Origin of the sequence: Kribbella monticola, assembly GCF_003261635.1 — a bacterium.
Lineage (GTDB): Bacteria > Actinomycetota > Actinomycetes > Propionibacteriales > Kribbellaceae > Kribbella > Kribbella monticola.
The window spans coordinates 220,099-243,280 of record NZ_QFXK01000029.1; the positions used below are offsets into that span (position 1 = coordinate 220,099).

Sequence of the window (23,182 nt, forward strand, 5' to 3'; positions counted from 1 at the left end):
GTTCCCCTTATGCGTCGAGCCGGTAGAGGGCCGCGGCCCCGGGTGCCAGGGTGGCGACGATCTTCGTCCGGTCCGCCTGCGCGACGTACGCGCGACTCGCCGGGTCGAAGACCGAGACCTTGGTGACCGTTGCCTGGTTCAACGTCACGGTCGTGGTCGCGCTGGTGTTGTACTGACGGTTCGCGATCAACAGCCAGCGGGTCTTGGCAGCATCGGTTGGACGGAAGCGACCCAGCACGGCCGCGCTGCCCGACGTACCGCTCAGGTAGCTGTCCGGCGTGAACCCGGTCGCGCCGGCCGGTGGTGTCTCATTGGCGTGCACTGCCAGCTCGGAGACCAGCGGTTTGAGCTCGACGCCGACCTGGCTCAGCCAAGTGGTGTTGATGTTCTTGGCTGCCGAGTAGAGCGGGGTGAGCGTTCCGTCGGCCGTGGTCAGCGCGCGCCCGAATCCTTCGCCGCGCGCTGGATCGGGCTGCCAGTAGGTGAAGTACTGAATCCCCTTGCAGCCATAGGCAAGACTCGTGTTGATCTGCCAGAGCAACTCGGCGGCCGTCGGGAACCGGTGGCCGTTGTATTCGACGCTCTGCACGAACGTCCAGGTCGGGATGTTCGCCCGCAGCCCTTCGGAGCGGATGATCGCCCAGTTCGCGAAGTACTGCGTGTCCTCGCCCGAGGTCAGCAGGGGATACCGGTCGAACGACAGCATCGGCGGATGCACCGTGTCGACGAACTGCCGCACGAAACTCTGGTACCCGCTCCCACTGCCCGGCACGAGATTCGAGTACGGCGTGTAGTCCGGCGCCACCTCGCGCGCCACGGCGAAGGCCTTCGCCAGCGAGGGAAACCGGCCGGCCGGCGGCTCGTCGCCGAGGCTGAACCCGGCGAACGAACCGAACCCGCGGTACCGGTTCAGCGCATCGGTCGCCAACTTGCGCGCGTCCGCAGTCGTGATCGACATCGGCACCGACCGGTCGTCGCTGATCGTGAAGCGAGCAGCGAGGTTCTGTACGTCGGGGTCGCTGGCCACCAGCACCTTCAGGCCGACCTGGTCGGCGATCGCCAGCGACTGGCTCAGGATCGCCGAGTCGTCGACGTAGTTGCCGGTGATCAGGAAGGTGAACCCGGCCTCGCGGATCTGGGCGTACCGCTCGACCGTGGTCGCATAGGGATGCGGCGGCCAGTACAGTCCGATCGGGAACTCGGCACCGCCGACCAGCGGCAGGTCGGCGCAGGACGCGCTCGCTGCCGCGCCGGTCCGCGCCGAGGCCGGTGCGCCGGCCTCCGCCGACGCCGATGCGGTGGTCTTGTCGGATCCGTCGGTCAGCCGGCGGGCGAACGGGACGGGCGCTGCCGCGAGGGCTCCGATGACGGCGCCCCGCAGTACCGCCCGCCGGCCCACCCCCTGGGCGGCTCGCACACCGTGGAACGGCGATCGATCAGGAATCATCATGCTCCCTCTCTGTCTGGTCACGACGGTCACCAGAACAGCCGACCCGATGACACAGGGCAATGCCTTTCGGCCAGAACGAGTGAACGGTCCCCGGCCAGTTCCGGACACCTGATGAACACGGCAGCCGTTAGGCTGCCCGGCATGACCGTCCTGCTGGTGATCGTGCATGCCGGGCTGGCCGCGGCCTGGGTCGGTGGGATGGCGTACTCGCTGTTCGTCGTCCAGCCGAAGCTGAAGAGGTTCTTCGGCCCCGACGAGGAGGGCCGCGAGGCGCTCACCGCAGTGATTGCCTCAGGCAACCGTTACAAGGTGCTCGGACTGATCGCCGCGATCGCGCTGACCGGTATCGCCCTGCTCCTGCTGGACCACGACAACTGGTGGATCCACCTGGTGAAGGCCCTCCTGCTGCTGACCGCGACCGCCATCTTCTGGTACGTCTCCTGGCGGCACTGGCCCCGCCGCGTCTTCGCCACCGCCGCCGAGCGCCCCGCCCTCCAACGCCAGCTCTACCTCCTCGCCGGCACCATGCTCACCCTCACCGCCACCGCCTTCGCCCTGGGCATCGTCGCGACGCACCTCTGAGGATTGGTCTACTCGGGTTCCTCGCGGTTCGCGGTTCGAGCTGGCTAGGGTCCGGGGATGGGTGGTGCGGAGCGGTTTCTGAGTGGGGCGCTGGAGTTGGCGGCGAAGGCGGCTTCGACGCAGCTGGACGCCGTACGAGAAGCAGCTGAGCTGGTGGCTGATGCGGTGGGAGCAGGCAAGCAGTTCTGGGTATTCGGGACCGGGCACAGTCATCTGCTCGCGGAGGAGCTGTACGGGCGTGCCGGTGGGCTGGCCGACGTACGGGCTGTGCTCGAGCCGGGCGTGATGCTGCACGAAGGGCTGCTGAAGAGTTCGCTGCTGGAGCGGCTCGGCGGCCTGGCGGACGTGTTGCTGGAGGTCCACGACGTTCGACCCGGCGACGTCGTGCTGATCGCGTCGAACTCGGGGCGCAACGCAGTACCGGTCGAGTTCGCGCTCGGTGCGCAGAAGGCCGGTGCGAAGGTGATCGCGTTGACGTCGCTGGCGCACAGTACGGCGGTCAGTTCACGCGCGCCCGGTGGTCAGCGGTTGTTCGAGGTCGCGGACGTGGTGATCGACAACTGCGGTGTGCCGGGCGATGCGTTGATCGACGTGGGCGGCACCCGGACCGGCTCGACCTCGACGTTCGTGGGCGCACTGCTGGTTCAGGCGCTGGTCGTCGAGGTGGTCACCGTCCTGACCGATCGCGGTCAGGCGCCGAACGTGCTCCGCAGCCTGAACGCCTGATGCAGCCTGAACGCCTGATACTTGATCACGCGCTCAGGTGGCGCGATAGGCGACGGTGATGTCGTAGCGGTCCGACCGGTAGATCGACCGGCCGAACTCGATCACCTCGCCGGACGCGGTCCGGGGCGCCGACGTGATCAGCAGGCACGGAACCGTGGGCTCGATGCCGAGCAGTTCCGAGTCGGCCTCGCCCGGCGGGGCGGCCACGATCGACGCGGACACCATGCCGAGGGTGACTCCCCAGCGGCTCGACAGCGAGTCGTAGAGCGAGAGCTCGCTCAGGTCCAACTCCTCCAGCCCCGGGTACCGCCGCAAGGAGAGCGCTGTCCGCTCGACGGCCATCGGCTCACCGTCGGCGGTCCGCAGCCGGACGAGGTGCAGGACCGGCGTACCGACCGGCTCCTCGAGTTCGCGGGCCAGGTCCTCGTCGGCGGTGCCGACGCGGTGCTCCAGCACCTTGGCGCCGGGCGTGATGCCGCGGGCCCGCATGTCCTGGCTGAACGACGACGTGAGCATCCGGGCCGGCCGCGGCTCCGCGACGAAGGTGCCGCCGCCGGGACGACGGGCGGCAAGGCCCTCGGCCACCACCCGGTCCACTTCCTGCCGCACGGTCATCCGGGCGACGCCGAAACGCTCGGCCAGCACCCGCTCCGACGGCAGCACGGTACCGGCGGCCAGGCTGCGGGTGAGGGTCTGCAGGATCTCGCGGATCTGGTCACCCTTCGGCCGGTCCGCGCGGAGCTCCGTGGGGAGTTCGGCGAGGTCACCGGGGTTGTTCCTTGGGCGGGCCATGAGGTCAGTATCCCTGGGAATCTGCCCGGCAAACCGGTTGCCGGGGATCGCGTGCGGCTGGGTGATCGAGAGTGTTCAAGAACCTGTTCCGTTCAGCTCGACACTACTGTCCAGCTCCCCAGCACGGCCAGTGACCATTCTCGCCCCCGGCGCCCGTTCTGACGACAGGACCCGCGGAAAATCTGCTCCCCGGACAGAATCTCACCAGCCGTGCCTGAGCAGCCGCTGACGGTCAGCAGCCCGACCGGGTAGAGTCTGGGCAGAGCTTCGGCTCGGTGTGCCGGGAAGTCTGGTCGGCGATGTTTCCGACGACCCCGACCGAAGGGTGCCGTGATGAGCCCCGTGAACCGTCTGCTCCAGCGGCGCCGTGCGTTCCCGCGGGTCCTCGCGAGCGAGCGGGCGTTCCTGGCCGAGACGCTGCGCGCCGAGACAACTGGCGGCCTGCTTCTGCTCGGCGCGGCCGTGATCGCGCTGATCTGGGCGAACTCGCCCTGGCAGGAGACCTATCACCACCTGCGCGAAGCCCAGCTCGGCCCGTTGAGCGTCGAGGCCTGGGCCGCCGACGGCGCGCTCGCCTTGTTCTTCTACCTGGCCGGCGTCGAGCTCAAGCGCGAGCTCGTCGTCGGTACGCTCTCCCGTCTCAGCGAGGCCGTCGTCCCGGTGGTCGCGGCCGTTGCCGGAATGGTGCTGCCGGCAACCATCTACCTGATCGTCAACCTGACCTCCGCGGCCGGCCGGCCGTCGGGCTGGGCGGTGCCGACGGCAACGGACATCGCCTTCGCGCTGGCCGTGCTCGCGATCGTGGGCTCCTCGCTGCCGAGCGCGTTGCGGGCCTTCCTGCTGACGCTGGCCGTGGTCGACGACTTCGGCGCGATCCTGATCATCGCGATCTTCTTCTCGCACGGTTTCCACCTCCTGGCGCTGCTCGCGGCGGTCGCCCTGATCGCGGTTTTCGCCCTGCTGCAGCGGTTCAGGTTCCGTACGCCGTTCCTGTACGTGCCGGTCGCCTTGGCGGCCTGGTGGTTCATGCACGAGTCCGGGGTGCACGCCACGATCGCCGGAGTGGCGCTGGGTCTGGCCACCCGCGTGCTGCGCGACCCGGACGAGAAGAAGTCGCCGGCGGAGCGGGTGGAGCACCGGCTGCGCCCGTGGTCCGCCGGCCTCGCGGTACCGGTGTTCGCGCTCTTCGCGGCCGGGGTCACCTTGAGCGGCAGCGCGGTACGGGCGATGCTCACCGATCCGGTCGCGACCGGCGTCGTCGCCGGATTGGTGGCCGGCAAAGCGCTCGGCGTGTTCGGCGGCTCCTGGCTGACGGCCAGGTTCACCCGGGCGGAGCTGAACTCCGACCTCGCCTGGCGCGACGTGGCCGCTGTGTCCGTCCTGGCCGGGATCGGGTTCACCGTCGCGCTGCTGATCGCGCAGCTCGCCTTCGGCGACGACGTCGCCCAGATCGAGCGTGCGAAAGCGGCCGTCCTGATCGCTTCGCTGCTCGCAGCATTGCTCGCCGCGTTGCTGTTGTTCCGGCGCAACCGCGCGTACGCCGAGGATTGAGCCGGGGGTACCCGCTAGGGTCGGGACACGGACCCTTGGGAAGGAGTGCCATGTCGATGGGGCAGAACGAGGATGAGCCCACGATCGGGCAGCTCGTCGCCGATGCCAGCCGGGATCTGTCCAGCCTGGTCCGCAGCGAGCTGGAGCTGGCCAAGACCGAGCTGAAGAAGACCGCGATCGCCGCCGGAACGGGCGCGGGCCTGTTCGGCGCCGCCGGCTTCCTGGCCCTGCTCGCGATCATCCTGCTGTCCATCGCCGCGGCGTACGGCGTGAGCGCGCTCGGGCTGCACCCGGCGCTGGCGTTCCTGATCGTTGCCGTCGTCTACCTGTTGATCGGGGCCGCGCTGGTGCTGGTCGGCAAGCGGCTGATCGGCAAGGCGAAGGGCCCCGAGCGCGCGATCGAGACCTCGAAGGAGTCGGTCGAGGCGCTCAAGTCGATCGGCAAGGGCGACTGAGCCCGGCCGGCGTCTCGGATCTGCTGGTCGACGGACCCTGGTCGCATTCGCTGGTCGCAGCCAACGGGGCCAGGTTCCACGTCGCCGAATGCGGCGCCGCTGACGATCCCCTCGTCCTGTTCCTGCACGGCTTCCCCGAATTCTGGTGGGCGTGGCGCCACCAACTGCCCACCGTCGCCGCGGCCGGCTACCGCGCGGTCGCGATGGATCTGCGGGGTTACGGCGCCAGCGACAAGACTCCCCGTGGCTACGATCCGTTCACCGCCGCAGCCGACGTCTCGGGCGTCATCAGGTCGCTGGGCGCAACCGATGCGGTCGTTGTGGGCCATGGCTGGGGTGGCTTCATCGGTTGGTCGACCGCCGTACTCGCTCCCCGCCAGGTGCGAGCGCTGGCCGCAGTGTCGGCCCCGCACCCACTCATGCTGATGCGCTCGGGGCAACCGCGGGCCGTCGCCAGGGCCGGCTGGTTCCAGCTCCCGATCCTGCCCGAGCGCCGCTTGCTCGCGCAGGGCGGCATCCATATCGAACAGCTGCTCAGAGATCTGTCCGCACCGGGCGGCGACTTCCCTGACGCTGAAGCATCCAGGCGCTATCGAGCGGCTCTTCAGGTCTGGCCTGCGCCGCACTGCGCCCTCGAGTACCACCGGTGGTTCGCCCGCTCCCGCCTGCGCTCCGACGGCCGCCGGTACTCAGCACAGATGCGTACGCCGATCGTCGTACCCGTGCTCCAGGTGCACGGGGCCCAGGACGGAGCCGTGGCCGCCACGAGCACCCAGACACCGGCTGCGCTGATCACCGGGCCGCTGCGCCACGAAGTACTGACCGGTGCCGGTCACTTCCCGCACGAGGAGGCCCCAGCTCTCTTCAACCGGCTGCTACTCGACTGGCTTGACGTCGCCAAGCGGTAAGCCTGCTGACGGCCGGACGCCGCTAGCTTGGAGGTGTGACTCGCAAAGCGATTGCTGTCGGGATTCTGCTGCTCGGGCTCGCCGGGTGTTCGAACGACCCGAAGACCGACAGTGGCCATCCACCGGCCGTCGCGGACACCGGGCAGTTCGCGGTACTGCCAGATGACGGCTTCCATTCGGACGGCAGCTTCGATCCGCGGATGACCTGCGACGGCTCGGGTGACTACTCGCCGCCCTTGGTCTTCCGGCACGTCCCGGCCGGTACCGCCGAGCTGCTGTTGTCGATGGTCGACGACGACAAGACCAGCCCACAAGGCGATCCGCTGATCCACTGGGTGCAGTGGAAGATCCCCGCCACTGCCACCGGACTGGCTGAGCACACCGAGCCGGCCGGAGCTCGCGAGGCTCTCAGTGACCTTGGCGAGGCGACGTACAACGGGCCTTGCCCGCCGGCCGGCCAGACGCACCACTACCGCTTCACGTTGCTCGCGCTGTCGAAGCCGATCGACCTGCCGAACGGTACGGCCGCTCGCAAGGTGCTGGAGGCTGCCGAGCCGCTCGTCATCTCCACCGCCGACTTTGTTGCCTCCTACAAGCGGGGTTGAAAGTGCTGCACCGGTCGGCTCTTAGACTCGGCGGGTGACTGGTCGCAGAGTTCGGCTCGGCTGGGAGATGCGGATCGATCAACTGACTCTGGCGATCGATCTGGCGTTGCTCGGGCTGGGCCTGGTGCTGACCGGAGCACTCGTGCACTGGCACGGCTGGCCGGCGCACACGTTCGGCATTCTGTTGATCGTCATCGGCGCTGTCCTCTGTCTGGTCGACGGTGTCCGGCTGCTCGGCTGGCGAACGTTGATCTGGCCCCGATCGCTGCGGCTGGACGAGCAGGGGATCTCCGACGACACCAGGAAGGCTCGGGGCTTTCGCGTCGACTGGGCGGACCTCAAAGCCCTCGGCGTGATCGACGATCCCGCTCGGCCCGGCCTGCTGCTGGTGTTCTTCCCTCGGACACGAAGGTCTGACCTGACCCCGTACGCCGGGTTCGCGCCCGCCGATTGGCCACAACCCGTCGCGTCGCCGCTCCCCCGGCGAACCGGCGTCGCCGAGGCGATCGTCGCCGGCAAGCCCGCGAACTGGCAGCACCACGAACGCGGACTCGGCTGGGCAGCCTTGATCGCCGGGCCCGGTGAACGAACTGAGGCGATTCCGGCGCCTCCGCAGGCGACACCGCAGCAGCGGATCGAGGTGGGCACGCAGCTCGCCTGGCAGGCGCTGATCGGCGGAGCACTGGCCGGCCTGCTCGGCGTATTGGCTTATCTCGCCGCGTTCGACGTCCTGTCCGCGACCGGAGCGACCGCGACCTTTCTCTTGATCGGCACGCCGTTCCTGCTGATCGGGCTGGCGACCCTGCTGAGCATTCCGGTCGTCGTACGCCGCCGGTGGGTCGTGATCGACCAGGAGGGCCTCGGCTGGGCCGATCCGGGCGGGACGTCGTTCGCGATCGGGTGGCACGAACTGGCAAGCGCCTCCCTCGAGATCGTCAGCGTCCCGTCGGCGTCGCTCAGCCGGCATTCCGTGCAACTCCAGCTGACGCCGTTGGACGACACCGGATTCGCCGGTCGCCATCCTCAGCTGTCCGGCAAGGACGGCCACTACGTGCTGCAACTGGGCGATGTCGTCGGACCGGCCAAAGCGATCGCCGCCGCCTGCCAGAAGTCAGCACCCGCAGGTGTCTGGCAAGGCGTCTCCGAACGCAGGGGGACGCTCGGCCTCATCTGATCACGCGCAACTGCGAGATCAGCTGATCAGGTGCAGCTGCGGGTCGAGACTTCCTGGGTGGCCTTGAGCCCTGCGGTCGCGTCAGCGGCGACCTGGCCGGCGGTGAGGACGTAGCCGGTGCGGTTGTCCTCGACCGAGGCGGCGAACACCACGCCGTACACGGTGCCCCGGGGTGAGAGCAGCGGGCCGCCGGAGTTGCCGGGACGGACCGAAGCCCAGATGGAGAAGGCGCGCCGGGTGACGGTCTTGTCGCCGTAGATGTCCGGGCCACGGAGCCGTTCCTCGGAGCGGATCCGGGCCGGCTCCGCGTCGAACGGGCCGTTCTCCGGGAAGCCGAGCACGACAGCAGCGGCGTCGGCCTTGCCGGCCTCGTCGAACCTCAGCGGCGTCGCGTTCAGCTTCGGGACGTACAGCACAGCGATGTCCACGCTCGGATCGAACAGCACCACGGTCGCGTCGTACGACTTGTCGCCCACCTCGACCTTGGGATTACCGACCCCGGCGACCACGTGCGCGTTCGTCATCACCCGCTGCGGGCCGTAGACGAACCCGGACCCTTCGAGCCCGCGCGAGCAGTTCGCGACCCCGGTGATCTTGGCGATCCGGCTGCGCGCGTCCCGGACCGCCGGTTGCCGCGCGATCGCCGCGTCCGGCGGCTGCGTGTCGCGGATCCGCTCCGGCACGAACGGGTCGAGGAACCGCGGAAACAGGTCGGTGTTGACCACGTCGTTGAACGCCTGCAACGCCTTGTCGGCACTGCTCGGCAACGCCTCGTCGACCTTCGCCAGCACCTCCGAGCCGCGGACGGCGGACGTGACGCTGGGGATCCGGGCACCGCTGACCGCGACCCCGAGCACCCAGGCGACGATCAGCACCGAGACCGCGGCCAGTACGGCCCCGCCGAGCGCGTCGACGGCCTTGACCGGCTTCCAGGAGATCTTGTTGCGCAGCTTCGACCCGAGGATCGCGCCGACGGTCCGCCCGATCGAGGCGAACAACACGACCAGCACCAGGGCGGCGAACGACACCTCGACACTCGGCGAGAACCGGTCCAGCACCCGCGGTACGCCGTACACGCCGATCGCCGCGCCGGCCATCAACCCGAGCGTGGCGCAGGCACCGAGCACGAAGCCCTCGACGTACCCCGAGATCGCCACCAGCAGCGTCACCACCAGCAGCGCGTAATCGAGACCGCTCACTCCATGCCCTCCGGATGCCCCAGGTCGTGCTCGATGGCCGTCAGGCGGCGCATGTCTGCCGACCTCCGCCCGTCACTCCGCCAGGCCAACTCGACCAGCCGGTCGGGCAACGGTACGACGTTCGCCGGGTCCCAGTCCCGCGCCCAGCCGCCGAGGGTGAGCATTTTGTCCAGCAGCCCGGCGGTGAATCCCCAGATGAAGAGGTCACCCACGGTGAACGCGGGCCCGGTGAAACCGGACGGGTGCAGGCAACTGATCCGGTTCGCCGGGTCGGCGAGAGCCTCGATCGAGACCCGGTGCACGGAGGCGACCTCGGCCGGATCGACGACCGCCACCGGTGACGGCAGCCGCCAGTACCCGAGCACGGGCGAGACGCCGAAGTTGCTCACCGGCACCCAGAGCGCGGGCCAGACGGCGAACACGTCGACCCCGGCCGGATCCAGCCCGGTCTCCTCCTCGGCCTCCCGCAACGCGGTCCGGATCAGCCCATCCACACCGGTCCCGTCGGCCTCGTCGACCCGGCCGCCCGGGAAGGACATCTGGCCGGCATGGGACCGCAACGTCCACGCCCGCTCGGTCAGCAACACGTCCGGCTCGTTGCTGCCGGCATCCGTTTCGTTGCCATCAGCAAGCAAAATCAGGACGGCGGACTGCCGAACGCTCGGGTCGTCGGGTGGCAGGAACCGGGACAGCTCGAGCGGATCGACCTGCTTGGAGGCCGTCGCCAACGGCTGCAGCCACTCGGGCAGCGGCACGTCGTACGTCGTACTGGTCTTCACCAGCTCACTCCCAGCTTCTCCTCGACCAGCTGATCCAGCTCCTGCTGGGACTTGAAGGCGCCGTAGTGGATGTGCAGCAGCGCGCCCTTGGCGTCGACGAACGCGGTCAGCGGCGGCCCGCCGATCTTGAACGGGACACGGGTCTGCTTGTCGGAGTCGACCAGATGCGGATAGTCCAGCTTCTGCGCGATCGCGAACTTGACGGCCTCGTCCGCCCGCGGATCGTCGTAGTCGATGCCGATCAGCTTCACCTTGGCGCCGGCCTTCTTCTGCAGCTCGGCGAGGTACGGCGACTCCTGGCGGCAGGGCGGACACCACTGCGCCCAGACGTTGATCACCAACGGCCCGCGCAGGTCGGCCAGCCGGACGTCCGGGCCGTTGCCCAGACACGGCAGGCTGATGTCGGGGAGCCCGTTCGCCACCGGCGGCCGTGATTCCGCAGTGGGGCACGGCACCAGTTTGTCTGCTCCCGCGACCGCCTTGGCGCTGCCGGTCCCGGCCGCACCAGGTCCGGCCGCCGGCTGGTCCCCGCAACCCGCGAGCACGGCCAGGAGGGCGAGCGCAGCGAGCACGGCGTACCGGCGTACGGGCGGGCGGGGGTGGTTCACGCCGGGACCTTGACCAGCTTTGCGGCGAGGTCCGGGTCGGTCGGGCCTTCGCCGAACGAGGGGCACCATTGGGCGATCGGGCAGGCGCCGCAGGCGGGCTTCTTGGCGTGGCACCGGCGGCGGCCGTGGAAGATCAGCCGGTGCGACAGCATGGTCCAGTCCTTCTTCGGGAACAGGTCGCCGATCAGGTGCTCGACCTTGACCGGATCGGTCTCCTCGGTCCAGCCGAACCGTCGTACCAGCCGTCCGAAGTGGGTGTCGACGGTGATACCGGGAACCCCGAAAGCATTGCCCAGTACGACGTTCGCCGTTTTGCGGCCGGTCCCTGGGAGCTTGACCAGCTCCTCCAGCTTGCCCGGCACCACTCCGTCGTAGTCGTCGACGAGCGCCTGGCCGAGCTTCATCAGGCTGTTGGTCTTGGCCCGGAAGAACCCGGTCGGCTTGAGGATGACCTCCATCTCCTCCCGATCCGCCTCGGCGTACGCCTTGGCGTCCGGGTACTTCGCGAACAGCGTCGGGGTCACCTTGTTGACCATCACATCGGTGGTCTGGGCGGACAGGATGGTGGCGACCAGCAACTCCAGCGGGGTGGTGAAGTCGAGCTCGCAGTGGGCGTCCGGATAGGTGTCGGTGAGCACCTTGTGCATCTTCCGCGCCCGCCGCACCAGCTGGGAGTGCGTCTCGCCGGCGAACACCGGCGCCTTCCGGGGCAGTTTCAGAGGTACCGCGGAGGTCGTCAGGGCCGCGGCAGGCTGGATCGGCATGCAGGCCAGCCTACGTGCGGCCACCTACAAGAAACCTCCTCGTCCGGCGGCCGGGGTCAGATCCAGCCCGCGTCGACGGCGATCCGGATCGCGTCGACCTGGGTGCGCGCGTGCAGCTTGGCGACGATCGAGCTCAGGTAGTTGCGGACGGTGGCGGTGGAGATGAACAGCTCCGCCCCGATCTGCTGCGCCGCGGAGCCGCCGGCCGACAGCCGCAGTACGTCGATCTCGCGGGGCGTCAGCGGATTGGGCGGGAGTTTCAGTGCGGCGGCCGCCACCTGCGGATCCACCACCTGGATCCCGGCCACCACCTGCCGGATCGCGTCGGCGAGTGCCTGTGGCGAGACGTCCTTGCTGAGAAAGCCACCGGCCTGCGAGGTCATGGCGCGGCGCAGGTTGGCGGGACTGCCGAACGCCGTGAGAATCAACGTCGCGCAGCTCGGCAACTGCTCGCGGAGCGCGACGGCCGCGGCCAGACCGTCCTGGCCGGGCATCTCGATGTCGATCACCGCGACGTCCGGACGCAGGTCGAGCGCGGTCGGCACGATCAGGTCGCCGCAGAAGACCTCGGCCACCACCTCGAAGTCCGGCTGCTGCTCGAGCAGATTGCGCAGGGCGGCCCGGAAGAGCTTCATGTCGTCAGCCAGCAGGACGCGGATCAAAGGCTTCTCCGGCTCGCGGCGGCCTCGTCCGGGCGTGACATATTCACAGCCGAGAAGGTGATCACGTCTCTGTCCTCAGGTCCAGCGGGACCGCAGACTCTGAGCAGACATCGTTCGAGAACGGAGACTGCCGGGTGCGCGGACAGATCATCGATCGGCCGGGGTGTTGAGGATGCCGTTGACGAGGACCTGGATCGCCCAGCGGTCGCGGTCGCCGGCCGAGAACAGTGCGTCGCCCATCGACGTGAGCAGCGGGTAGCGATCGGCCGGCAGGTCGGCGTACAGCTTGCGCACCTCGGCGATGTGGTCGGCCGCGTTCATCTTCTTGGTGTTGTACGCGGCCTGCTCGGCACCGGCCACGGTGATGTGCAGGTAGAGGAGGTCGACCGCCCAGGCGGCGGTCGTGTCGTCGAGACCGCCCTCCTTGAGCAGCGCCAGCATCCTGTCCATCACCAGCAGCGCGTTGAGGCCGGTCGGGATGCCACCGAGGGCGACCAGCGCCAGACCCTCGTGCCGGCTCATCGCGTCGATCGAGTTGGCGACCAGCACCTGGAGCCGCTCCTGCCAGGAGCCCTCCGCCGGGAACCGGACCCGCCCCAGCGCCTCGTCGAGCATCGCGGCCAACAGGTCGTCGCGGTTCTTCACGTAGACGTAGAGGGACGCGGCGCCGGTGTCGAGCACCTGGGCGACCCGGCGCATGGTCAGCGCGTCCAGGCCTTCGCGGTCCAGCACCCGTAGACCGGTCCGGACGATCACGGCGCGGCTGAGCGGAGCCTTGGCGGGCCGGGCTCGGCGGCTGACGGGTTCTGCGCTCATGCGGCAGAGCCTACTACCGAACACCGTTTGACACGAACGTTGTTCGTTACCTACCGTCTGACGAACAGTGTTCGTCACGATCAACGTTCGCCAGGAGGAAACCATGGCAGTACTCGACGCTCCGGCCGGCAGCCGCCACCGGTGGGCGGTGCTGGCCGTGATCCTCGCGGCCGAGATCGTCGACCTGCTCGACTCGACCATCACCAACATCGCCGCGCCGACCATCACCCGGGCCCTGCACGGCGGCGACTCACTCGTCCAGTGGCTCGGCTCCAGCTACGCGCTCGCCCTCGGCGTCCTGCTCGTGGTCGGTGGCAGGCTCGGCGACCGGTTCGGCCGCCGCCGGCTGTTCCTGATCGGCATCGCCGGCTTCACGCTCGCCTCGATCGCGTGCGGCCTGGCCTGGGACCCGTCCTCGATCATCGTGGCCCGGCTGCTCCAAGGCGCCTTCGGTGCCGTCTTGATCCCGCAGGGCTTCGGCATCCTCGGCGCGGTGTTCCCGCGCGACGAGATCGGCAAGGCCTTCAGCGCCTTCGGCCCGACCCTGGGCCTGTCCGCCGTGGCGGGTCCGATCCTGGCCGGGTTCCTGATCGACGCCGACCCGTTCGGGCTCGGCTGGCGGGCGATGTTCCTGATCAACATCCTGCTCGGCGGCGCGGCGACGGTTGCCGCCGTCCGGCTGCTCCCTCGCGACGACGGCGACCCGGCGGTCTCGGTCGACGGCCTCGGCTCCGGACTGCTCGGCGCGGCCATGTTCGGCCTGCTGTACGGCCTGATCGAAGGCTCCGGCACCGGCTGGACGCCGGGCCCGATCGCCTTCCTCGCCGGCGGGGTGGTCTTCGCCGGACTCTTCGCCTGGCGACAGGCCACGGCCGCCAACCCGCTGATCAAGCCCTCACTGCTGAAGAACCGCGGCTTCACCTCCGGGCTGCTGCTCGGCATCGTCTTCTTCGCCGCCGTCGCCGGACTGCTCTACGTGATCTCCCTCTTCCTGCAGAACGGCCTCGGCTACACACCACTGCGGGCTGCCGCCGTCGGTATGGCGCCGATCGCCGCGGGCATCGTGATCGCCTCGATCTCCTGCTACCAACTGATCGCCAAACTCGGCCGCACCCTCGTCTTCATCGGCCTGCTCATCACCCTGACCGGCACTGCCGCCCTGTACGCCGTGGTGCACGTCTCCGGTGTCCCCGTCGGCGCCCTCGTCCCCGCGGTCTTCGTGATCGGCCTCGGCATGGGCACCTGCTTCGGCACCATCTACGACGTCACGATGGGCGACACCGATCCGGACGAGGCCGGCAGCGGCAGCGGCTCACTCGCCGCCGTCCAGCAACTCGCCAACGCCATCGGCGCGGCGGCCGTCACCACCGTCTACTTCAGATCTCTCGGCCACGGCCAGCTCCATGCCGTCAGCACCAGCCTCGTCCTCGTCGCGGGAGTCGCCCTCCTGAGTTGCTGCGTGGTCTGGCTGTTGCCCCGAAAAGCCCCTGTCCAGCACCACTGAACCTCAAGGAACCATCATGATTCTCGTCACCGGAGGCCGCGGCGCGGTCGCCACCCACCTGACCACCCTGCTCGTCGAGCACAACCACGCCGTACAGGTCGCCTCGGCCGATCCCGGCAAGCTCGATCCGCCGCCCGGCGTCCCGACGATCAAGCTCGACCTCACGGACCCGGCCACCTTCGCAGCAGCGCTGGCCGGCATCGACTCGGTCTTCCTGTACGCCTCGTCGGCGCACATCACCGAGTTCGTCGCCGAGGCCGAAGCTGCCGGCGTACGGCACATCGTGGTGCTGTCGACCGCCGCGGTGCTCGGCCCCGACGCCGAGACCGACCACCTCGCCAAGTCGCACCTCGATGTGGAGAACGCCGTCCGGAAGTCCTCGATCGCCACAACGATCCTGCGACCCGGCTCGTTCGCGGCCAACGCCGGCGCCTGGGCCTGGTCGATCAAGTCCGGCAGCCCGGTCAGCCTGCCGTTCCCCAACGCACACAACGATCCCATCCACGAGCGCGACGTCGCCGAGGCAGCCTTCGCCGTCCTGACCGAGCCGCGGTTCCAGCAGCGCGAGTACGTCCTGAGCGGGCCCGAATCGCTCACCTTCACCGAGCAGATCGACCAGCTCGCCGCTGCCACCGGCCGGACCATCAGCGTCAACCACGTCACTCCGGAGTACTGGAAGAACGCGATGGCCGACTACGTCCCGGAACCGTACGCCGACGCTCTCCTCAACTGGTGGAGATCCACCGACGGCAAGCCCGTGCAGCTGACCGGCACCGTCGAAGAACTCACCGGCCACCCCGCCCGCTCCTTCGCCACCTGGGCGCAGGACCACCTCAACGACTTCTGAGACAAGGACTTCCATGCGCATCCCGAGAAAGATTCTGGCCACCGTCATGCTGGCGGCAACAGCAGCCGGCCTCACAGCACTCCCTGCCTCCGCGGCCGGCAGTGCCTACCTCTCGCAGAACAACTACCTCGACAACTACGCACCGGTGGGCTCTGCCCCGATCTGTGTCCACCGCACGATTTTCATTGCCAAGGGCAACTACCTCTGGTCGGAATTCGTCGACAGGCTGAGCGAATGGGACTCCCGCACCATCTATCTGAGGGAGGACACCTACACCTGGACCGTCTGCATCCAGGTGGTCGGGAAGTACTCGTACAACGTCTCGAAGTACCAGGAGACCAGCCGGCTCCGGGGATCGGCCGGCGGCGAGGCAACCCCCTTGTCTGCCCTCAGCTACCTGGGTAGCAGCACCAGCGCCTCCCGCACTTACAACTGGGGATCGCAACTTCTGCCGCTCGACTTCTGAGGCTCGCGGGCGCTTACTTGTTCTTGACCTGGGTGAGCGCCCAGCGGGCCCAGTCGCGTTGCATCGCGCTGAAGCGCCGGCCGTACTCCAGCGCGATGCGGCCGTAGACGGACAGGTCGTCGTCGTCCCAGTCGATCGAATCGTCGAGAGCCTTCAGGTTCGCGTGCAATTCGGCGGCATGCGCGGCCTGACCGTCGAGGTAGTCGCGGGCCTGCTGGGGCGTGAGGACACCGAGGAAGAACACCCTGAGCAGGACATCGCTGCGAGTGGTGCGCTGCGGCTCGGTCTCGGTCAGCCAGCGGCGCAGTTCGGCCAGGCCGGGATCGGTCAGCGTGTACTCCTTGCGTCCGCGCGGGCCCTGCTCGGAGACCACGATCAGGCCGGCGTCGGCGAGCTTCGTCAGCTCGCCGTAGATCTGGCTCTGGGTGGCCGGCCAGACATTGGCCAGTGAGGTGTCGAACGTTTTCAGCAGGTCGTAGCCGCTGGCGGGGTGATCGACCAGCAGCCCGAGCAGGGCGTGACGCAGGCTCATACCGGGCAAGCTTACCTTCCACTCTTGACATGTCCAGAGTTGACGTTCTACTTTTGACATGTCGCGATCGGAATGTCCGGTCGGCCGCCACCTAGGAGCACACCCTGATGTCGTACTTGCGGACCTTCGCCCCGTGGATCGTCTACGCGCTCATCCCGTCCGCGCACTGGAACTGGGCGGCGTTGATCGCCCTGGTTCTCTCGATCGGCCTGATCGCCCAGCAGACCCGCGCCGGCCGCGGCCTCGACGCGCAGATCATCGAGCTCGGCTCGGCCGTCTTCTTCGCCGTCATCACCGTCCTCGCCTTCACTAGCCCGGACAGCGGTTTGCACCCCTACGCGCCGGCCCTTTCGTCGGCCACGCTCGCGCTCATCGCCGGCATCTCACTGGCCGTCCGCAAGCCGTTCACCCTCGGCATCGCCAAGCAGAGCACGCCCCGTGAGTTCTGGGAGCAGCCGCTGTTCGTCCGCACCAACGTGATCATCACCGCCGTCTGGACCGCCTGCTTCGCGGTGACCGCGGTCGTCCTCGCCACCCTGGCGCACTCCGGCTCGACCGCCCGGACGCTGGTCCAGGTCGCCGGCTTCGTCGTACCGATGATCTTCACCCTTCGCTACGTGGCGCACATCCAGGCCAAGGCCGCCCAGCTCCGCACCCACTGAAGCCCTTCTCGGAGAGATCGGACCTACCCGTGCACACCGCTCCCGCACCGCACCTGGCCGGCAACTACGCACCCGTCGAGACCGAGCTGACCGCCTACGACCTGCCGGTCAGCGGGCAGCTCCCGCCCGAGCTGACCGGGTGGTACCTGCGGAACGGACCCAACCCGCAAGATGTTGCCTCCGGCCACTGGTTCTTCGGCGACGGCATGATCCACGGCGTCCGGATCGAAGCCGGCCGGGCGGTGTCGTACCGCAACCGCTGGGTCCGTACGTCGACCTTCACCGACGGCGCCAAGGTCAACGACATCGACGGCACCCTGGACCTGACGGCCGGTACGGCGAACACCCACGTCGTACGGCATGCCGGTCGCACGCTGGCCCTGGTCGAGTCCTCGTACCCGTACGAACTCACCCGCGAGCTGGACACCATCGGCTCCTACGACTTCGGCGGTAAGTTGCGGACGGCAATGACCGCGCATCCGAAGACCTGTCCGGCCACGGGTGAGCTGCACTTCTTCGGCTACAGCCTCACCGCGCCGTACCTGATCTACCACCGGGCGGACGCGGCGGGCGAGCTGGTGATCAGCCGGCCGGTCGACGTACCGGCAGCCACGATGAACCACGACTTCAACCTCTCTGCCGACCACGTCGTCTTCATGGATCTGCCCGTCGTCTTCGACCTGGAGACGGCCCGGTCGGGCGAGGGGATGCCGTTCCGCTGGAGCGACGGGTACGGCGCGCGCCTCGGCGTACTGCGGCGCTCGGACCCGTACGGCGAGGTTCGCTGGTTCTCCATCGATCCCTGCTACGTCTTCCACACGCTCAACGCTCACGACCGGACCAGCCCGGACGGTCACCAGCAGATCGTCCTGCACGTCATGCGCTATCCGGAGTTGTTCCGCAAGGACGGCAAGGACGCGCAGCAGGCGACCTTGTGGCGCTGGACCATCGACCTGACCACGGGCACCGTCCACGAAGAGCAGTTGCACGACCGCGCGGCCGAGTTCCCGCGCATCGACGACCGGCTCGCCGGCCTGGATTCCCGGCACGGTCACGCCACCGTCTCCCGGACTCCCACCGGCGGCGCTTCGCAGGGCGCGCTGATCCGGTACGACCTGCACGACGGGGCGGTCACGTCGCACGAGTTCGGCCCGGGCCGTACGCCGGGCGAGGCGGCCTTCGTTCCCGCCGACGACCGTCCTGGTGGTGACGGCTGGCTGATGACCTATGTTTACGACGCCGCCTCCGACACCAGCGATCTGGTGATCGTCGACGCCACCGACCTGGCCGCGCCGCCGGTGGCGACGATCCACCTCCCGGTCCGGGTGCCGTACGGGTTCCACGGCAACTGGCTCGCCGATCAGCCCTCGACCAACGGGAGACTCGCATGACCGACGACGAAGGCGGCCCCGCGCCGCGCGTACTCGCCGACGAGGCGCTGTCCGCGCTGCTCATGGAGCAGCAGTTCGGCGTACTGGCCACCAACAAGCGCAGTGGGCACCCGCATCTGACCACGATGCTCTACAACTGGGATCCGGCCGCGCGGATCGTCCGGTTCTCCACCACTGCGGACCGCATCAAGGTGAAGCAACTGCGCAACGACCCGCGAGCCGCGTTGCACGTCTCCGCCGCCGATCACTGGTCCTTCGCCGTGGCCGAAGGGGAGGCCGAGCTCTCGGACCTGACCACGACGCCCGGCGATGCCGTCGGCAAGGAACTGCTCGGCATGCTGCCGGCCGAAGCCCGGGCGGGCCTCGGCCAGGCGTTCTTCGACCAGCTCGTCGCCGAGCGCCGGCTCGTGATCAGGATGAAGGTCAACCGCCTGTACGGCACGGCTCTGGACGTCACCGGCTAGTGCCTGACGAGCCCTCCCCGGCGCGTCCCGACAGGCCTACGTGGCGGTTCGGCTACCCGAGGGGCTACGGTTTTGGGGCGACCGGGTGGTGATGACCTGGCGCCGGGCCGGCGCGTAGCTCGTCCGAACGTACGTGGTTTAGGTCCGAGGAGGCCCATTCGTGGACGCCGCAGTGCTCCGACAGGCACCGCTGTTCAGTCAGCTCGACGACGACGCAGCCGAAGCGCTCGCCTCGTCGATGACCGAGAGCCGCCTGCGCCGCGGCCAGGTGCTGTTCCACGAAGGCGACTCCGGTGACCGGCTGTTCGTCGTGGTGGAGGGCAAGGTCAAGCTCGGTCGTACGTCGGCCGACGGCCGGGAGAACCTGATCGCCGTCCTCGGCCCCGGCCAGATGTTCGGCGAGCTGTCCTTGTTCGACCCCGGACCGCGCTCCGCGACCGTCACGGCCGTCACCGACGCGTCGCTGATGTCGCTGACCCACGACGAGCTGCTCCGCTGGCTGGACGGCCGCCCCGCGGTCGCTCGCGGTCTGCTGCTCCAGCTCGCTTCCCGGCTCCGCAAGGTCTCCGACGTGGTCGCCGACCTGGTCTTCTCCGACGTACCGGGTCGCGTCGCCAAGGCCCTGCTCGACCTGGCCAGCCGCTTCGGCCGCACCGCCGATGACGGCGTCCACGTCCACCACGACCTGACCCAGGAGGAGCTCGCCCAACTGGTCGGCGCCTCCCGCGAGACCGTCAACAAGGCCCTCGCCGACTTCGCCTCCCGAGGCTGGGTCCGCCTAGAGCCGCGCTCGGTCGTCCTGCTGGACGTCGACCGCCTCCAGCGCCGCGCCCGCTAACCTCTCGCTCCCCCGCCCCACCCACACCCACACCCGCCGCCGCCCCGCTTCCCCCGCTTCCCCCGCTTCCCGGCGAACCCCTCTGTTGAGGGGTTATCCCCTCAAAGTGTGGGTTGTCGACATGGATTCCGCGCGCCAACCCTCACTTTCAGGGGATAGCCCCCCGAACGACGGCACCTCAACCGCCCGTACGACGCGACGCCGCCGGGATTGCCCCGTACGACGCGGTGCTCGACAGACCGTCCGACGTGACACGGCTGGGTCGCGTACGACGCGATGGTCAACAAGCCGTAGTACGGCGGGCCGCGGCGGGCCGCCGTACGACGCGACGCTCGACAACTGCGTCCTCTCGACGAGTCGCCTAGGCGGAAACCAGGTGGCGAGGGGGCGACTTCAGGGCCGTCGGCAACTCAGGCGGTTCGGCGGGCGGCACGGGCGAAGGCACTGCGGATCCGCTCGCCGACTTGGCCCGGGAGCGTCAGGTCGGACCAAACGACTCGGACCACCTCGAGTCCGAGCGCCCGCAGGCGATCCTCGCGTCTCTTCTCCTCGACCAGTGCCTCTGCGGACCCGCTCGAATACTTCACCAGGCCGTCGAACTCGACCACGGTCCTGTACTCGGGGAAGTAGAAGTCCACTCGGCCGACGAAACCGGTGGAGTCGCTGAAGTCGACCTGAAGAAGCGGCGCAGGCAGCCCCTGGTTGTGCATCAGAACTCGGAGACGCGACTCGCCGACCGATTCGGATCGTCCATCGGCGAACGCCACGGCGGCTCTGGCCGTCGGGCTACCGGGCCAGAACTCGACCACGTCGAGCACGCTGTGAACCTCCTCGAGGCCGGACTGTGAGCGCCGAACCGCGGCATCGGCGATCACCACGGCCGCCTCGAAGGACGTCGTACAGGCGGTTTCGGCCACAGCGCGGGGCCAGGTCGTCGTGATCAGCCCTTGTACTTCGGTGAGTTCGCCGGCCGTGAGCTTCCCACGATGGTGCCGCACCCCGCCGGCCAAGCCTCCCCGGAAGTTGTCCAGCCGAGTGAGATGGACCTCGGCCAACTCGAGCCCCCACACCGGCAGGCCGTGCAGGACCAAGGCGGATTGGTGGCTGACGGCAACTGAATCTGGGCGCTTGGAGTTGACGACCGCGTGGACCTGACGGCGGTGGCGATGCAGCTTCTGGTCCCAGGGTGCCAGGTGGGCAAGGCCGAGCGGCTCGGCGTACTGCCCATGCCGAATCCGCTCCCAGCGTCCGTCCCGTAGCCGCTCACGAACCTGTTCCAGGGTGTAGCCGCAGCCGATCGCCTGGGCGCGGCTGAACACGCCACCTTGCTTCTCCGCAACCACGGCCAACTTCGGATTCACCACCCAAGCATCAGTCCCCGACCGCCCTCCCCGCACCCCCGATTCCCGTCTTCTGTGGATAACCCCTCCACTCCGCCCTCCCGGCACTCCGCGGCCCTTCCCGGCGAACCCCTCCGTTCGGGGGTTATCCCCCGAGAGCGTTGGTTGGCGCGCGGTATCCATGCGGACAACCATTCTTTTTAGGGGACAACCCCTAAGAGTGTGGGTTCGCCGAGTGGCAGGTTCGCTGCTGTGGTAGTGGGTTGGCCGGCGTGGTGGTGGGTTGGCCGGCGTGGTGGTGGGTTGGCCTGCGTGAGGTGGGTTGGCCGGCGTGGTGGTGGGTTGGCGCGGGGCGGGGGGGGGTTGGCGCGAGGGTGGGTGGGGGGTGGGTTAGGTGTTCAGGTAGTCGAGTTGGGCCTGGACCGAGCGTTCGGCGGCGGGCCGGAGGATCGGGTCTACGTCGGCGTAGACGTGGGCCACCACGGCCTCCGGCGTCTTGTGGCCGTTGGCAACGGCTTCGCGGACCTGGGCGAGGCGTTCGCGGCGGTGGTTGAGGTAGAAGGACAGCACGGCGCCGGGATCCTCGATCACCGGGCCGTGGCCGGGCAGCAGGCGTTCGACACCGGCGGCCGAATTCGCGAACGCACGAAGGCTTTCCAGCGACTCCAGATAGGGGCCCAGGGCACCATCCGGGTGCGCCACCACCGACGTACCGCGGCCGAGGACCGTGTCACCGGTCAGCAGCGAGCCGTCGTCGGGCAGCCAGAAGCAGACCGAGTCCATCGTGTGCCCGGGCGTCGGCAGTACTTCGATGCGCACGCCGTCCGTGCCGATCACGTCGCCTTCGGCCAGGCCGTGGGCGTGGTCGGTCGGGATCCGGAAGGCTGGGTCGACCGAGCGGACCGGGCAGTTGGCCTGCGATGCGAACCAGGCAGCACCTTCGGAGTGATCGAAGTGCCCGTGCGTCAGCAGCACCAGCTCCACGGTTGCGGGAGCGACCGCCTCCAGTACTGCGCGGAGGTGCTCCTCCAGCATCGGCCCGGGATCGACCACGACAGCGCGCGACGAATCCGGCGCCCGCAGGATCCAGGTGTTGGTGCCGTCCAGCGTCATCGGACCCGGGTTGGCAGCGAGCACGCGGGTCGCGTACGGCGTGACTACTTCGGCGGTCATGTCGTCTCCAGGTAGACCAGGTCGTCGTCCTCGACCCGGATGGTCGGCTGGATCGCCCGGATCTCGCGAGCCCCGGCGGCCGCCAGGGCGTCGGCGACCGCGGCGTACGGGATCAGGTCCCGGCAGCACAGGTACGTCGGCGGGAGCATCAGCATCTCGCCCGCTTCGACGGCCCGTACCGCGTCGGCCGGGCGCAGCCAGGCGACTTGGTCCGACTCGCTCGTCACGTCGCGGGTGACCTGACCGGCCGGGAGGGCCGCGACGAAGAAGGCGGTGTCGTAGCGCCGGGGCTCGAACTCGGGGGTGATCCAGTGCGCCCACGCGCCCAGCAGATCGGCACGCAGTACGAGGCCCCGTCGGTGCAGGAAGTCGGCGAACCCGAGCTCGCGGGACTCCAGCGCGACCCGATCGGCCTCCCAGTCGTCGCCGGTGGTGTCGGCGACGACGGATTCGGTGGAGGGGCCGGCGAGCAGGACGCCGGATTCCTCGAACGTTTCCCGTACTGCGGCGGCCACGTACGCCGCGGCCGTGTCGGGGGAGCAACCGAGCCGTTCACCGAAGGACGACGGCGGCGGGCCGGACCAGGAATCGGCGATGCTCGCGTCGGTGGGGTCCACCCGACCGCCCGGGAAGACGGTCATCCCGGCGGCGAACGCCATCGACTGCTGCCGCCGAAGCAGATAGACCTCAGGGCCGGCAGCGGTGTCGCGCAACAGGATCACCGTCGCGGCCGGACGCGGGCCGACCGGCGTACGGCGCTCCCGCGTGAAGGCCAGCGCTTCAGCGGCCATCCGCCCCGAGAGGAGTTGTGATTTCAGGTCCCGGACCATTGCACCTCCGGCTCGGACGGTCGACGCCCTGCCTGGTCCACCTGGTCCAGGCAAGGCGTCGTCG

At 69.0% G+C, this 23,182-nt stretch carries 26 protein-coding genes; 14 read left to right on the forward strand and 12 right to left on the reverse strand.

What is annotated here, in order from left to right:
* Positions 1-7: 7 nt before the first annotated feature.
* On the reverse strand, positions 8-1,450 hold the full coding sequence (locus DIZ26_RS14785) for a hypothetical protein (protein ID WP_232828354.1): 1,443 nt from the start codon (positions 1,448-1,450) through the stop codon (positions 8-10).
* A gap of 141 nt (positions 1,451-1,591) precedes the next feature.
* Here DIZ26_RS14785 and DIZ26_RS14790 point away from each other — a divergent pair, with 141 nt between their 5' ends.
* Both DIZ26_RS14790 and DIZ26_RS14795 read left to right on the forward strand, forming a co-directional pair.
* A complete protein-coding gene (locus DIZ26_RS14790) occupies positions 1,592-2,032 on the forward strand; it encodes a hypothetical protein (protein ID WP_112241536.1) in 441 nt (146 codons plus the stop codon).
* Positions 2,033-2,089: 57 nt separating this feature from the next.
* Positions 2,090-2,758 (forward strand): sugar isomerase domain-containing protein, encoded by a 669-nt coding sequence (locus tag DIZ26_RS14795; RefSeq protein WP_112241538.1) that lies wholly within the window; start codon positions 2,090-2,092, stop codon positions 2,756-2,758.
* Positions 2,759-2,791: 33 nt separating this feature from the next.
* Here the strand turns inward: DIZ26_RS14795 and DIZ26_RS14800 are convergent, their stop codons facing one another.
* Entirely contained in the window at positions 2,792-3,550 is a 759-nt protein-coding gene (locus tag DIZ26_RS14800; protein ID WP_112241540.1) for a GntR family transcriptional regulator, read from the reverse strand.
* 333 nt (positions 3,551-3,883) lie between these two features.
* Between DIZ26_RS14800 and nhaA the strand changes: the two genes are divergently transcribed.
* The 5 genes from nhaA to DIZ26_RS14825 are packed head-to-tail and all read left to right on the forward strand — an operon-like array spanning position 3,884 to position 8,243.
* The gene (nhaA, locus tag DIZ26_RS14805; protein WP_112241542.1) at positions 3,884-5,101 is read left to right on the forward strand and encodes a Na+/H+ antiporter NhaA; all 1,218 of its coding nucleotides are present in this window, start codon (positions 3,884-3,886) and stop codon (positions 5,099-5,101) included.
* A 56-nt stretch (positions 5,102-5,157) separates the two neighbouring features.
* Positions 5,158-5,556 (forward strand): phage holin family protein, encoded by a 399-nt coding sequence (locus tag DIZ26_RS14810; protein ID WP_332872731.1) that lies wholly within the window; start codon positions 5,158-5,160, stop codon positions 5,554-5,556.
* Between the two features lie 50 nt (positions 5,557-5,606).
* Positions 5,607-6,464, forward strand: a complete 858-nt coding sequence (locus DIZ26_RS14815; RefSeq protein ID WP_232828381.1) for an alpha/beta fold hydrolase — start codon at positions 5,607-5,609, stop codon at positions 6,462-6,464.
* A 35-nt stretch (positions 6,465-6,499) separates the two neighbouring features.
* Positions 6,500-7,069, forward strand: a complete 570-nt coding sequence (locus tag DIZ26_RS14820; RefSeq protein WP_112241548.1) for a YbhB/YbcL family Raf kinase inhibitor-like protein — start codon at positions 6,500-6,502, stop codon at positions 7,067-7,069.
* A gap of 34 nt (positions 7,070-7,103) precedes the next feature.
* On the forward strand, positions 7,104-8,243 hold the full coding sequence (locus DIZ26_RS14825; protein WP_157979718.1) for a hypothetical protein: 1,140 nt from the start codon (positions 7,104-7,106) through the stop codon (positions 8,241-8,243).
* A gap of 26 nt (positions 8,244-8,269) precedes the next feature.
* Here DIZ26_RS14825 and DIZ26_RS14830 read toward each other — a convergent pair whose 3' ends face one another.
* From DIZ26_RS14830 to DIZ26_RS14855, 6 genes are all read right to left on the reverse strand, one after another.
* The gene (locus tag DIZ26_RS14830) at positions 8,270-9,442 is read right to left on the reverse strand and encodes a MarP family serine protease (RefSeq protein ID WP_112241552.1); all 1,173 of its coding nucleotides are present in this window, start codon (positions 9,440-9,442) and stop codon (positions 8,270-8,272) included.
* Positions 9,439-10,221, reverse strand: coding sequence for an NUDIX hydrolase (locus tag DIZ26_RS14835; RefSeq protein ID WP_112241554.1), 783 nt, complete (start codon positions 10,219-10,221; stop codon positions 9,439-9,441). The genes DIZ26_RS14830 and DIZ26_RS14835 overlap by 4 nt, the downstream gene beginning before the upstream one ends.
* The gene (locus DIZ26_RS14840; protein ID WP_232828355.1) at positions 10,218-10,829 is read right to left on the reverse strand and encodes a TlpA family protein disulfide reductase; all 612 of its coding nucleotides are present in this window, start codon (positions 10,827-10,829) and stop codon (positions 10,218-10,220) included. Before DIZ26_RS14840 ends, DIZ26_RS14835 begins: the two co-directional genes overlap by 4 nt.
* On the reverse strand, positions 10,826-11,593 hold the full coding sequence (gene nth / locus DIZ26_RS14845; protein WP_112241556.1) for an endonuclease III: 768 nt from the start codon (positions 11,591-11,593) through the stop codon (positions 10,826-10,828). The genes DIZ26_RS14840 and nth overlap by 4 nt, the downstream gene beginning before the upstream one ends.
* A gap of 56 nt (positions 11,594-11,649) precedes the next feature.
* Positions 11,650-12,255, reverse strand: coding sequence for a response regulator transcription factor (locus DIZ26_RS14850; RefSeq protein ID WP_112241558.1), 606 nt, complete (start codon positions 12,253-12,255; stop codon positions 11,650-11,652).
* A 147-nt stretch (positions 12,256-12,402) separates the two neighbouring features.
* Positions 12,403-13,071: a TetR/AcrR family transcriptional regulator gene (locus DIZ26_RS14855; RefSeq protein WP_112241560.1), complete on the reverse strand. Its 669-nt coding sequence runs from the start codon at positions 13,069-13,071 to the stop codon at positions 12,403-12,405.
* A 103-nt stretch (positions 13,072-13,174) separates the two neighbouring features.
* Here DIZ26_RS14855 and DIZ26_RS14860 point away from each other — a divergent pair, with 103 nt between their 5' ends.
* The 3 genes from DIZ26_RS14860 to DIZ26_RS14870 are packed head-to-tail and all read left to right on the forward strand — an operon-like array spanning position 13,175 to position 15,888.
* Entirely contained in the window at positions 13,175-14,575 is a 1,401-nt protein-coding gene (locus DIZ26_RS14860) for an MFS transporter (RefSeq protein WP_112242134.1), read from the forward strand.
* 16 nt (positions 14,576-14,591) lie between these two features.
* The gene (locus DIZ26_RS14865) at positions 14,592-15,422 is read left to right on the forward strand and encodes an NAD(P)H-binding protein (protein WP_198676102.1); all 831 of its coding nucleotides are present in this window, start codon (positions 14,592-14,594) and stop codon (positions 15,420-15,422) included.
* 13 nt (positions 15,423-15,435) lie between these two features.
* The gene (locus DIZ26_RS14870) at positions 15,436-15,888 is read left to right on the forward strand and encodes a hypothetical protein (RefSeq protein ID WP_112241564.1); all 453 of its coding nucleotides are present in this window, start codon (positions 15,436-15,438) and stop codon (positions 15,886-15,888) included.
* 13 nt (positions 15,889-15,901) lie between these two features.
* On the opposite strand, the gene DIZ26_RS14875 is transcribed toward DIZ26_RS14870, so the two are convergent.
* A complete protein-coding gene (locus DIZ26_RS14875; protein ID WP_112241566.1) occupies positions 15,902-16,420 on the reverse strand; it encodes a PadR family transcriptional regulator in 519 nt (172 codons plus the stop codon).
* 107 nt (positions 16,421-16,527) lie between these two features.
* Between DIZ26_RS14875 and DIZ26_RS14880 the strand changes: the two genes are divergently transcribed.
* The 4 genes from DIZ26_RS14880 (at position 16,528) to DIZ26_RS14895 (ending at position 19,775) form a co-directional block, all read left to right on the forward strand.
* Entirely contained in the window at positions 16,528-17,082 is a 555-nt protein-coding gene (locus tag DIZ26_RS14880; RefSeq protein ID WP_112241568.1) for a DUF3159 domain-containing protein, read from the forward strand.
* A gap of 29 nt (positions 17,083-17,111) precedes the next feature.
* Positions 17,112-18,473, forward strand: coding sequence for a carotenoid oxygenase family protein (locus tag DIZ26_RS14885; protein ID WP_112241573.1), 1,362 nt, complete (start codon positions 17,112-17,114; stop codon positions 18,471-18,473).
* Positions 18,470-18,937 carry a pyridoxamine 5'-phosphate oxidase family protein gene (locus tag DIZ26_RS14890; RefSeq protein ID WP_112241574.1) on the forward strand — a complete coding sequence of 156 codons (468 nt, stop codon included), beginning with the start codon at positions 18,470-18,472 and terminating at the stop codon, positions 18,935-18,937. The genes DIZ26_RS14885 and DIZ26_RS14890 overlap by 4 nt, the downstream gene beginning before the upstream one ends.
* 160 nt (positions 18,938-19,097) lie before the next feature.
* On the forward strand, positions 19,098-19,775 hold the full coding sequence (locus DIZ26_RS14895; protein WP_112241576.1) for a Crp/Fnr family transcriptional regulator: 678 nt from the start codon (positions 19,098-19,100) through the stop codon (positions 19,773-19,775).
* Positions 19,776-20,185: 410 nt separating this feature from the next.
* On the opposite strand, the gene DIZ26_RS14900 is transcribed toward DIZ26_RS14895, so the two are convergent.
* The 3 genes from DIZ26_RS14900 to DIZ26_RS14910 all read right to left on the reverse strand — a co-directional run bounded on the left by DIZ26_RS14900 (position 20,186) and on the right by DIZ26_RS14910 (position 23,079).
* Positions 20,186-21,136 carry a type IV toxin-antitoxin system AbiEi family antitoxin domain-containing protein gene (locus DIZ26_RS14900; RefSeq protein ID WP_157979719.1) on the reverse strand — a complete coding sequence of 317 codons (951 nt, stop codon included), beginning with the start codon at positions 21,134-21,136 and terminating at the stop codon, positions 20,186-20,188.
* Between the two features lie 369 nt (positions 21,137-21,505).
* Positions 21,506-22,288, reverse strand: a complete 783-nt coding sequence (locus DIZ26_RS14905; protein WP_112241580.1) for an MBL fold metallo-hydrolase — start codon at positions 22,286-22,288, stop codon at positions 21,506-21,508.
* Positions 22,285-23,079, reverse strand: coding sequence for an NUDIX hydrolase (locus DIZ26_RS14910; RefSeq protein WP_232828356.1), 795 nt, complete (start codon positions 23,077-23,079; stop codon positions 22,285-22,287). Before DIZ26_RS14910 ends, DIZ26_RS14905 begins: the two co-directional genes overlap by 4 nt.
* Between the last annotated feature and the right edge of the window lie 103 nt (positions 23,080-23,182).

What these genes read in the sequence shown, in the direction of transcription:
- DIZ26_RS14860 (WP_112242134.1), top strand. Translation starts at nt 13,175, where the DNA reads ATGGCAGTACTCGACGCTCCGGCCGGCAGCCGCCACCGGTGGGCGGTG.
- DIZ26_RS14910 (WP_232828356.1), bottom strand. Translation starts at nt 23,079, where the DNA reads ATGGCCGCTGAAGCGCTGGCCTTCACGCGGGAGCGCCGTACGCCGGTC.
- DIZ26_RS14890 (WP_112241574.1), top strand. Translation starts at nt 18,470, where the DNA reads ATGACCGACGACGAAGGCGGCCCCGCGCCGCGCGTACTCGCCGACGAG.
- DIZ26_RS14855 (WP_112241560.1), bottom strand. Translation starts at nt 13,071, where the DNA reads ATGAGCGCAGAACCCGTCAGCCGCCGAGCCCGGCCCGCCAAGGCTCCG.
- DIZ26_RS14870 (WP_112241564.1), top strand. Translation starts at nt 15,436, where the DNA reads ATGCGCATCCCGAGAAAGATTCTGGCCACCGTCATGCTGGCGGCAACA.
- DIZ26_RS14795 (WP_112241538.1), top strand. Translation starts at nt 2,090, where the DNA reads ATGGGTGGTGCGGAGCGGTTTCTGAGTGGGGCGCTGGAGTTGGCGGCG.
- DIZ26_RS14800 (WP_112241540.1), bottom strand. Translation starts at nt 3,550, where the DNA reads ATGGCCCGCCCAAGGAACAACCCCGGTGACCTCGCCGAACTCCCCACG.
- DIZ26_RS14880 (WP_112241568.1), top strand. Translation starts at nt 16,528, where the DNA reads ATGTCGTACTTGCGGACCTTCGCCCCGTGGATCGTCTACGCGCTCATC.
- DIZ26_RS14865 (WP_198676102.1), top strand. Translation starts at nt 14,592, where the DNA reads ATGATTCTCGTCACCGGAGGCCGCGGCGCGGTCGCCACCCACCTGACC.
- nhaA (WP_112241542.1), top strand. Translation starts at nt 3,884, where the DNA reads ATGAGCCCCGTGAACCGTCTGCTCCAGCGGCGCCGTGCGTTCCCGCGG.
- DIZ26_RS14905 (WP_112241580.1), bottom strand. Translation starts at nt 22,288, where the DNA reads ATGACCGCCGAAGTAGTCACGCCGTACGCGACCCGCGTGCTCGCTGCC.
- DIZ26_RS14785 (WP_232828354.1), bottom strand. Translation starts at nt 1,450, where the DNA reads ATGATGATTCCTGATCGATCGCCGTTCCACGGTGTGCGAGCCGCCCAG.
- DIZ26_RS14810 (WP_332872731.1), top strand. Translation starts at nt 5,158, where the DNA reads ATGGGGCAGAACGAGGATGAGCCCACGATCGGGCAGCTCGTCGCCGAT.
- DIZ26_RS14790 (WP_112241536.1), top strand. Translation starts at nt 1,592, where the DNA reads ATGACCGTCCTGCTGGTGATCGTGCATGCCGGGCTGGCCGCGGCCTGG.
- DIZ26_RS14875 (WP_112241566.1), bottom strand. Translation starts at nt 16,420, where the DNA reads ATGAGCCTGCGTCACGCCCTGCTCGGGCTGCTGGTCGATCACCCCGCC.
- nth (WP_112241556.1), bottom strand. Translation starts at nt 11,593, where the DNA reads ATGCCGATCCAGCCTGCCGCGGCCCTGACGACCTCCGCGGTACCTCTG.